This window comes from Mycobacterium colombiense (genome assembly GCF_001672755.1).
GTDB classification, from domain to species: Bacteria; Actinomycetota; Actinomycetes; order Mycobacteriales; family Mycobacteriaceae; genus Mycobacterium; species Mycobacterium colombiense_C.
The window spans coordinates 18,497-27,428 of record NZ_LZKI01000194.1 but is presented as its reverse complement, the minus strand read 5'-3'; the positions used below and the strand labels follow the sequence as shown (position 1 = coordinate 27,428).

4 protein-coding genes are annotated in these 8,932 nt (G+C 69.1%); 1 reads left to right on the top strand and 3 read right to left on the bottom strand.

What is annotated here, in order from left to right:
• The 3 genes from A5708_RS24815 to A5708_RS24805 form a co-directional block, all read right to left on the bottom strand.
• The coding region (locus tag A5708_RS24815; RefSeq protein ID WP_065031151.1) for an MFS transporter at nt 1-1,300 on the bottom strand (1,300 nt) is incomplete at its 3' end.
• A 57-nt stretch (nt 1,301-1,357) separates the two neighbouring features.
• The gene (gene uvrB, locus A5708_RS24810; RefSeq protein ID WP_065031150.1) at nt 1,358-3,517 is read right to left on the bottom strand and encodes an excinuclease ABC subunit UvrB; all 2,160 of its coding nucleotides are present in this window, start codon (nt 3,515-3,517) and stop codon (nt 1,358-1,360) included.
• Nucleotides 3,518-3,717: 200 nt separating this feature from the next.
• The gene (locus tag A5708_RS24805) at nt 3,718-5,679 is read right to left on the bottom strand and encodes a serine/threonine-protein kinase (protein ID WP_231118011.1); all 1,962 of its coding nucleotides are present in this window, start codon (nt 5,677-5,679) and stop codon (nt 3,718-3,720) included.
• Nucleotides 5,680-6,093: 414 nt separating this feature from the next.
• Here A5708_RS24805 and A5708_RS24800 point away from each other — a divergent pair, with 414 nt between their 5' ends.
• Complete coding sequence (locus A5708_RS24800) at nt 6,094-8,850, top strand: ATP-binding cassette domain-containing protein (protein ID WP_196772742.1); 2,757 nt, start codon at nt 6,094-6,096, stop codon at nt 8,848-8,850.
• The last annotated feature ends 82 nt before the right edge of the window (nt 8,851-8,932 follow it).

Here is an 8,932-nt window from a genome sequence, read left to right as displayed (position 1 = left end):
CCTCGCCGCCGGTGGCGGTGTTGACGACGACACCGGCCAATCCGGCACCGATCGCGGCGGAGGTCAGCTGGACGGTGTTGATCGCAGCGGACGCGGCGCCGCCTTCGGCCGGGTCCGCAACGGAGGCCATCGCGCGGGCCGACAGGTGCGGCCAGGCCATCCCGATCCCGATGCCGGCGACCAGCAGGGCCACCGCCCACAGCGCGGCGGTCCAGGCCGAGTCGTCGCCGTGCCGGGCGACGGCACCCAGCGCCAGGCCCGACGCGGCCACCATCGGCGCCACCATGACCACCCGCCCGATCGTGCGCGGGTGCTCCAGCGATGCGCTGACGATCTCGCTCACCGTCCAGCCCAGCGCGAGCGCCGCCCCCAGGAATCCGGCCGCGATCGGCGTCAGGTGGGCCAGCCGCTGCCCGAACAGCGGCACGTAGGTGTTCACCATCGCCGCGCCCATCAGAACGCCCATGGTGAGGTAGATCCACTTCAGGGGGCCGGGCGAGAACACGCTGGGCGGCAAGATGGCCGCGTGCATCCTCCAGTCGACGATCACGAAGACGCCGACCAGGGCTATGCCCGCCGCGAGCAGCCCATACGTCGCGACGGCGTTGCGCGGAATCTGCGCGACGCTGACGGCCAGCGCCGCCACCCCGATGATCAGCAGCGACCACACCGGGACCTTCATCCTGGCGAGGCCGGAGGTCGGGTTGACGCGGGCCAGCGCGACCGGAACTAGTAGAGCCATCAGCACCGTCAGGATCGCCATCGCGACGAAAGCCCATCGCCAGATCCCGAGCTGCGCGAACAGGCCTCCCGTGGTGGGTCCGACCACGGTCGCGACCCCCCACATCGCCGACACCAGGGCCGAGCCCCTCGTCCACAACCAGCGGGGCAGGGCGGAGTTGATGACCGCGTAACCCAGCCCGGCGAGCAAGCCCCCGGCCACCCCCTGCATGGCCCGCCCAGCAATCAAAACATGCATGGTTGGTGCGGCAGCGCAAACCAGGCTGGCGACGCCGAACACCGCGAGACTCATCAGATATGACGACCGCGCCCCGATGCGCAGCAGGATCGGATTGACCATCGTCGCCGCCACCACCGACCCCACGAGGTACAGCGTCGTCACCCACGCGTAGAGCCGGCTGCCGCCGATTTCCGCGATGGTGTTGGGCAACAAGCTGGTGGTCAGGAACTCATTTGTGGCGTAGAGCGCCACCCCACCGGCCAGCAGGATGGAAGTTCTCAGGTACCTCGCGCCCAGCAGCTCTCGCCAGCCGCCGGTGATAGTCGCCGCGTCGGTCACCCCTCTACCGTATGGGGTCGCGCGGAGATAAGAGCCGGAGATCGGTTGCCAGCAAACTCATTTCAGGCCGGCGGCGTCCATCCCACGCAGTTCCTTCTTGAGGTCGGCGATCTCGTCGCGGAACCGCGCCGCCAGCTCGAACTGCAGGTCACGAGCCGCGGCCATCATCTGGGCGGTGAGGTCCTTGATCAGGTCGGCCAGCTCGGCGCGCGGCATGCTGGCCGTATCGCGGCCCTCGAACACCCCCGCGCTGACGGCGCGGCCCGGCTCACCCTGCGCTCGCCGGCCGCGGGACGCATTGCGCCCTGACCCGCCGATCTCCACCGTCTCGCTGTCGTCCGCCTCGCGGTAGACCTGGTCGAGGATGTCGGCGATCTTCTTGCGCAGCGGCTGCGGGTCGATGCCGTGTTCCTCGTTGTACGCGACCTGCTTCGCCCGCCGCCGTTCGGTCTCGTCGATGGCCTCTTTCATCGAATCGGTGATGGTGTCGGCGTACATGTGCACCTCACCGGAGACGTTGCGAGCGGCGCGGCCGATGGTTTGAATCAGGCTGCGCGATGACCGCAGGAAGCCCTCCTTATCCGCGTCCAGGATCGCCACCAGCGACACTTCGGGAAGGTCCAGGCCCTCGCGCAGCAGGTTGATGCCGACCAGCACGTCGTACTCGCCCAGCCGCAACTGGCGCAGCAACTCGACGCGGCGCAGCGTGTCGACCTCCGAGTGCAGATAGCGCACCCGGATGCCCATCTCGAGCAGGTAGTCGGTGAGGTCCTCGGCCATCTTCTTGGTCAGCGTGGTGACCAGCACCCGCTGGTCGGCCTCGGTGCGCTTGCGGATCTCGCCGATCAGGTCGTCGATCTGCCCCTTGGTCGGCTTGACCACCACTTTCGGGTCCACCAGGCCGGTGGGCCGGATCACCTGCTCGACGAACTCGCCGCCGGACTGGCTGAGTTCGTAGGGGCCGGGGGTGGCCGACAGGTACACCGTCTGCCCGATCCGGTCGGCGAACTCCTCCCAGGTCAGCGGGCGGTTATCGCACGCCGACGGCAGCCGGAACCCGTATTCGACCAGGTTGCGCTTGCGCGACATGTCACCCTCGTACATGCCGCCGATCTGCGGGACGGTGACGTGGGATTCGTCGATGACCAGCAGGAAGTCGTCCGGGAAGTAGTCCAGCAGGGTCGCCGGCGGCGAGCCCGGACCCCGGCCGTCGATGTGCCGGGAGTAGTTCTCGATGCCCGAGCAGAACCCGACCTGGCGCATCATCTCGATGTCGTAGTTGGTGCGCATCCGCAACCGCTGCGCCTCGAGCAGCTTGCCCTGGCCCTCCAGCTCGGCCAGCCGCTCGGCCAGCTCCGCTTCGATCGTCGAGATCGCGTGCGCCATCCGCTCGGGGCCGGCCACGTAGTGGGTGGCCGGGAAGATCCGCAGCGAGTCCACCTGGCGGATCACGTCGCCCGTCAGCGGATGCAGGTAGTACAGCGCCTCGACCTCGTCGCCGAAGAACTCGATGCGCACCGCCAACTCTTCGTAGGACGGGATGATCTCCACGGTGTCCCCGCGCACCCGGAACGAGCCGCGGGTGAACGACAGGTCGTTGCGGGTGTACTGCACGTCGACCAGCAGCCGCAGCAGCGCATCCCGCGGCACCTCGGCGCCCACCCGCACCTCGACCGAGCGGTCCAGGTAGGACTGTGGCGTGCCCAGGCCGTAGATGCACGACACCGACGCCACCACGACCACGTCGCGGCGCGACAGCAGCGAGGATGTCGCGGAGTGCCGCAGCCGCTCCACGTCGTCGTTGATCGAGCTGTCCTTCTCGATGTAGGTGTCGGTCTGGGCGATGTACGCCTCGGGCTGGTAGTAGTCGTAATACGAGACGAAGTATTCAACCGCGTTGTGCGGCAACATCTCTCGCAGCTCATTGGCCAGCTGGGCGGCCAGCGTCTTGTTGGGCGCCATCACCAGAGTGGGCCGCTGCAGCCGCTCGATCAGCCACGCGGTGGTGGCCGACTTCCCGGTACCGGTCGCGCCCAGCAGCACGACGTCGCGCTCCCCCGCCTTGATCCGGCGTTCCAGCTCCTGGATGGCGGCCGGCTGGTCACCGGCGGGATCGTGCGGGCTGACCACCTCGAAGTCGCCGCCGACGCGCACGACGTCGTCGACAGCGCGATACTCCGAATGCGCTAGTACGGGATGCTCCGTGGCGAATGCCATGCCACCAGGGTAGAACCGATCACCGACAAGTGCTTCGATGCTGGTCCGCCCAGGTCAGCGCCCGCGCCCGGCCACATGCGCCACATCCGTACCCGTCCGGAGGGACAGGGCGATTGCCAAACGCGCTAGCGCCCGCGCTAGCGGATTCGAGACTCGCCTATTTGTACCCGGAGACCGACCGCCCCGATAGGCGGCGTTGGCTAGCCCGCCGGCCGCGTCCACGTCCGGGTGACCGGATCGCACTGCAGCAGGTAGCCGTCGCTCGAGGTGCTCATGGCGAACACCGACGTGCCCGGCCGGTCGCATGAGCTGCCGGCGGCGTGCACGCCCATCGTGATGGGCGCCTTGGCCCAGCTGCTGCCCTCGCAGACGATCTGCTCGTTGTTGGTCGGGTCGTAGGCGACCTTGCCGACGTCGCCGCACAACCCGCCGAGCACCGGCGGCGCCGGGGCGGACGCGGTGGTCGAGGTGTTGATGACCTGGGTGGGGTCGCCCAACGTCACCTTTGCGGGCACGTCGCCGGTCCGGGTGGCCACCACGGGCACCCGCACCACCGCCCCCTGGGCGCCGCACTCGTTGCTCAGCACGGTCTCGGTCAGCGTGCCGCGCAGCGTGCCGTCGGCCTGCGGCGCCAGCGACCAGGCGATGGTTTCCTGCTGGGTGGCCCGGACCTGGCCATTGGGCTGAGTGCAGCCCACCCGCTGCTGCGCCGGGGCGCCCTGCCAGTAGCCCCCGACGAAGCGCAGGGTGTCGGTCAGTCCCCCGTCGGTGGTGTTGGCCACCTGATGAGTGGCATCGTCCAGCTGGGTCCCGGTGGCCGCACATCCGTGGGTGGTGCACACGGACCGGAATGCCCACCAGCTGGTGGCGGCGCCGTCGTGCCGGATCGAGACGCCGTTGGTGGTGCGCTTGGTCTGGTCGTAGTCCAGCTTGTAGGTCCCGTTCAGCACCGGTCCGCCCACGGTGGGCGCGGTGCTGGCGGCCGGGGCGGACGGCCTCGACGCGAGCGCGGGATTGCTCGGCGGGGTGTCGGGCTGGAACGAGTAGAGCAGCGACCATGTCGCCGCGACGGCGATGAGCACCGCACCCACCAGCGCGGTCGCCCACCGGGTTTTCGCCGAAAACCGGTGACTCAGCCCGGCGACGACGCCGACGGGTCCGTGCCGGCGATGCGGTGTCGACACGGCGGCGCGCGGCTGGGCGGGGCCGGCTTCGGAGGCACCGCCGGCCGCCTCGCTGACGGCGGCGGCGAACGCGCGGCAGCGCTCGAACCGGTCCTCGGGTTGCTTGGCGAGGGCGCGGAAGAACACCTCGTCGAGCTCGGCCAGGTCGGGGCGGAAATCGCTGAGCCGGGGCGGGTCCTCGTGCAGGTGCTGACTGATCACCGCGATCGGATTGGAGTGCTGGAACGGCGGCGCGCCGGTCAGCAGGTGGAAAGCCGTTGCGGCCAAAGCGTATTGGTCCGCCCGTCCGTCGATGGGGGAACCCGTCAGCTGCTCGGGCGCCGCGTATGCCACGGTTCCGACCGCGACGTTGGTTTCGGTGATCCCGCTGATGTCGCCGAGGTGACGCGCGACGCCGAAGTCCGCCAACAGGATTCGGCGCTCGCCCTCGTCCGGATGGGTGAGCAGAATGTTGGCCGGCTTGACGTCGCGGTGCAGCAGCCCACGGTCGTGGGCGTAGTCCAGCGCGCCCGCGACCGCCTGCACGATGGCGCACACCTCGTGGACCGGCATCCCGTCGGCGTAATTCTCCTTGACCAGCCGCGAGGCGTCGGTGCCCTCGACGTAGTCCATCGAAATCCACAGATGCCCGTTGAATTCGCCCCGGTCGTGCACGCCGACGATGTGCGGGTGCCACAGCGTCGCCGCGAGATCGGCCTCCCGGTTGAACCTTTCGCGAAACTCCGGGTCGGCGGTCACCGCCTCGGCGAGGACCTTGATCACGTCGCGGCGGGGCAGCCTGGGGTGCAGCGCGAGATAGACCTCGGCCATGCCGCCCGCACCCAGTTGCCGCAGAATCGTGTAGCCGGCGAACGACGCGCCGTTACTCACCGCAAGGCGCGACCCCGAGGACTCGTTGGGCTGTTGCGCCACCACGGGTTCCACGTTCGGCGCGGAATCAACGGGGGGTATCCGGCGGAACAGCTGCCCGATGGGCATGGCGGGCAACGAGTGAAAACCCGCGCGCAACGCCTCGCGCGCTTGTCGCGGGTTGCTCAGCAGCCGTCGCCCGGCGCCGATGCGCCGAGTAGTCCCCTTGTGCTCGTTCGTCAATGCCTTGCCCCCTCGTTTCCCGGCACCGCCCACGTGTCACCGCACTGTGATGCGGATCGCACACCTTGGGCATGCGCATAGCGATTGGGCCCTCTACTCCGTCTCGCCAGCTGCCGGCACAACGCTGTGCCGGCGCGTGGACACAATCCAACTGCCCCTCCCGTTCGAATAATGCCGCACCGCCGTGGGCGATTCGTCGCAGCACGCTATGAAAGGGCTATGAGTGGCCGAGTCGAAACAAAGCGAAGTCACAGCTGGGTCCAATAGAGGGCACTGCCAACGCGGGCCGATACTTGAGTAGTGACTCGACCCGCCCCGCCCATCCTGACAATCCGGCACGACGGGTCCCAACGATCCTTCGCGGCCGGCCACGAGGTGGTCGTCGGGCGCGACGTGCAGGCCGATCTGCGTATCGCCGATCCGCGGATCTCGCGGGCGCATCTGATCCTGCGGTTCGACCAAGGCCGTTGGCTGGCAATCGATAACGGCTCGCTGAACGGGACCTACCTCAACGGTTACCGGATGCCGGTGGTCGACATACACGACGGCCAGAGCATTCACATCGGAAACCCGCAGGGCCCGCGCCTGACCTTCGCGATCGGACCGCAGCAGGGTCATGCCGGGCATCCGCCGCGGATCCGGCCGAGCCACGATTCCGGACCGCCGACCCTGCCGTGGTCCGCGGTTGCTGAGCAAACCAACCCGACGCACCCGCCGCGGCCCCCCCAGGGCAGGCCCGGCGGCCCTGGCAGGAGCCCGGCGCGCGGCGGTCCGCAGGGGGCGCCGTCGCGCCCCGTGCCACCCCGGCAGCCGGCCAGACCGCCGAACGCACCGCCGCGACAGCCGTCGACACCGCCGCGTCAGGCGCCGCCGCCCCGCGTGCCGCCGCCACCGGCGCCGCGTGGCATACCGCCCGACCAGCTCACCGTCATCGACCCCGGCTCGCCGGCAAGGTTGCAGGTCACGCCGCCCGTGGCGGGCGAAAACGCCGCACCGCCGCAGCCATCGCCCACGCCCGCAGCGGAATTCACCGTCATCGACGCCAAGACGGCCGACGTGTCGAACCTGGCGACGCGTTTTGTGAAATTGCTCTCGCCGCGCGCGTCGTCGGCCGCCGGCACGGCCGGCGCCATGACGATCGGCCGGGCGGCCGAGAACGACATCGTCGTCTCCGACGTCCTGGCCTCGCGTCAGCACGCGACCCTGGTGCCCACCCAGCTGGGCACCGAGATCCGCGACAACAGCGTCAACGGAACGTTCGTGAACGGCACCCGGATCGGGTCGGCCATCCTGTCCGAGCACGACATCGTCACCATCGGCAACGTCGACCTGGTGTTCCGCGACGGCACCCTGACCGAACACGGCGCCGCCGCCACCCGCACCGGCGGCCTGGAGGTGCGCGACGTCAAGTACGTCGTCGACAACGGCAAACAACTGCTGGACGACATCTCGCTGACCGCGCGGCCCGGCACGCTGACCGCCGTGATCGGCGGTTCGGGCGCCGGAAAGAGCACCCTGGCCCGGCTCATCGCCGGCTACACCACCCCGACGTCCGGCTCGGTGACGTTCGAGGGCCACAACATTCACGCCGAATACGCGTCGCTGCGCAGCAGGATCGGCATCGTCCCGCAGGACGACGTGGTGCATCGCCAGCTGACCATCAACCAGGCGCTGGGCTACGCGGCGGAGCTGCGGCTGCCCCCCGACACCAGCAAAGCGGACCGCGCCAAAGTCGTCGCCCAGGTGCTCGAAGAGCTCGACCTGACCAAGCACGCCGATACCCGCGTCGAGAAGCTGTCCGGCGGGCAACGCAAACGCGCCTCGGTGGCGCTCGAATTGCTGACCGGGCCGTCGTTGCTGATCCTCGACGAGCCCACCTCGGGCCTGGATCCCGCGCTGGACCTGCAGGTGATGACGATGCTGCGCCAGCTGGCCGACGCCGGTCGTGTCGTGCTGGTGGTGACGCACTCGCTGTCCTACCTGGACGTCTGCGACCAGGTGCTGCTGATGGCGCCCGGCGGCAAGACGGCCTACTGCGGCGCGCCCGACCAGATCGGCGGGGCGATGGGCACCACCAACTGGGCGAAGATCTTCACCCAGGTCGGCGCCGATCCCGAGGAAGCCAACCGCCGCTTCCTGGAACAGAACGAGGCGCAGAAGCGGCCGAAGAAGTACCTGCCGGACAAGACCGACGAGCCGAGCAGCCTTGGCGAACCGGTACACACCAGCGTGCGGCGCCAGATCTCGACGATCGCCCGCCGCCAGGTCCGCCTGGTGATCGCCGACCGCGCCTACTTCGTCTTCCTGGCGCTGCTGCCGTTCATCCTCGGCTCGCTGTCGCTGACCGTCCCGGGCAGCAACGGATTTCATGTACCGGCACCCAATGCGGGGACGCCTGACGAGGCCGCGCAGATACTGGCTCTGCTGATGCCGGCCGCGGCATTCATGGGCACCGCCTTGACAATTCGCGACCTGGTCGGCGAGCGCGCCATCTTCCAGCGTGAGCAGGCGGTCGGGTTGTCGACCACCGCCTACCTGGTCGCCAAGAGCGCGGTGTTCTGCGGGTTCGCGATACTGCAGTCGGCGATCGTGACGGCGATCGTGGTGATCGGCAAGAGTGCCCCGACGCGCGGCGCGGTGCTGTTCGGTCACTCGACCGTCGGGGCCACCTTCGAACTGTTCACCACCGTGGCGGCGACGTGTGTCGCCTCGGCCATTCTGGGCCTGGCGATTTCGTCGCTGGTTCGGTCCAGCGAGCAGATCATGCCGCTGTTCGTGGTGGCGGTGATGGCGCAGCTGGTGCTGTGCGGCGGGATGGTCCCGGTGACCGGCCGACTCGGTTTGAACCAGCTGTCGTGGGCGATGCCGGCGCGCTGGGGTTATGCGGCGGCGTCTTCGACGGTGGATCTTCGCCACCTGGTGCCCGATTCGCTGCTGTCCCAAGACCGGTTCTGGCAACACACGTCGAAGATCTGGTTGCTGGACATGGGCATGCTGGCCGCGTTGTCGCTCTTCTACGCCGGGTTCGTGCGGTGGAAGATCCGGTTGCGCCGGTAGGGGATCGCCCCGCGGCGGTAGGGTGACATCATTCACGCGCCGAAGCACGAGACGTTCGACCTCCTGGCCCGCACGAACACCG

Coding starts and splice junctions, on each gene's coding strand:
- A5708_RS24805 (WP_231118011.1), bottom strand. CDS start 5,679: ATGCCCATCGGGCAGCTGTTCCGCCGGATACCCCCCGTTGATTCCGCG.
- uvrB (WP_065031150.1), bottom strand. CDS start 3,517: ATGGCATTCGCCACGGAGCATCCCGTACTAGCGCATTCGGAGTATCGC.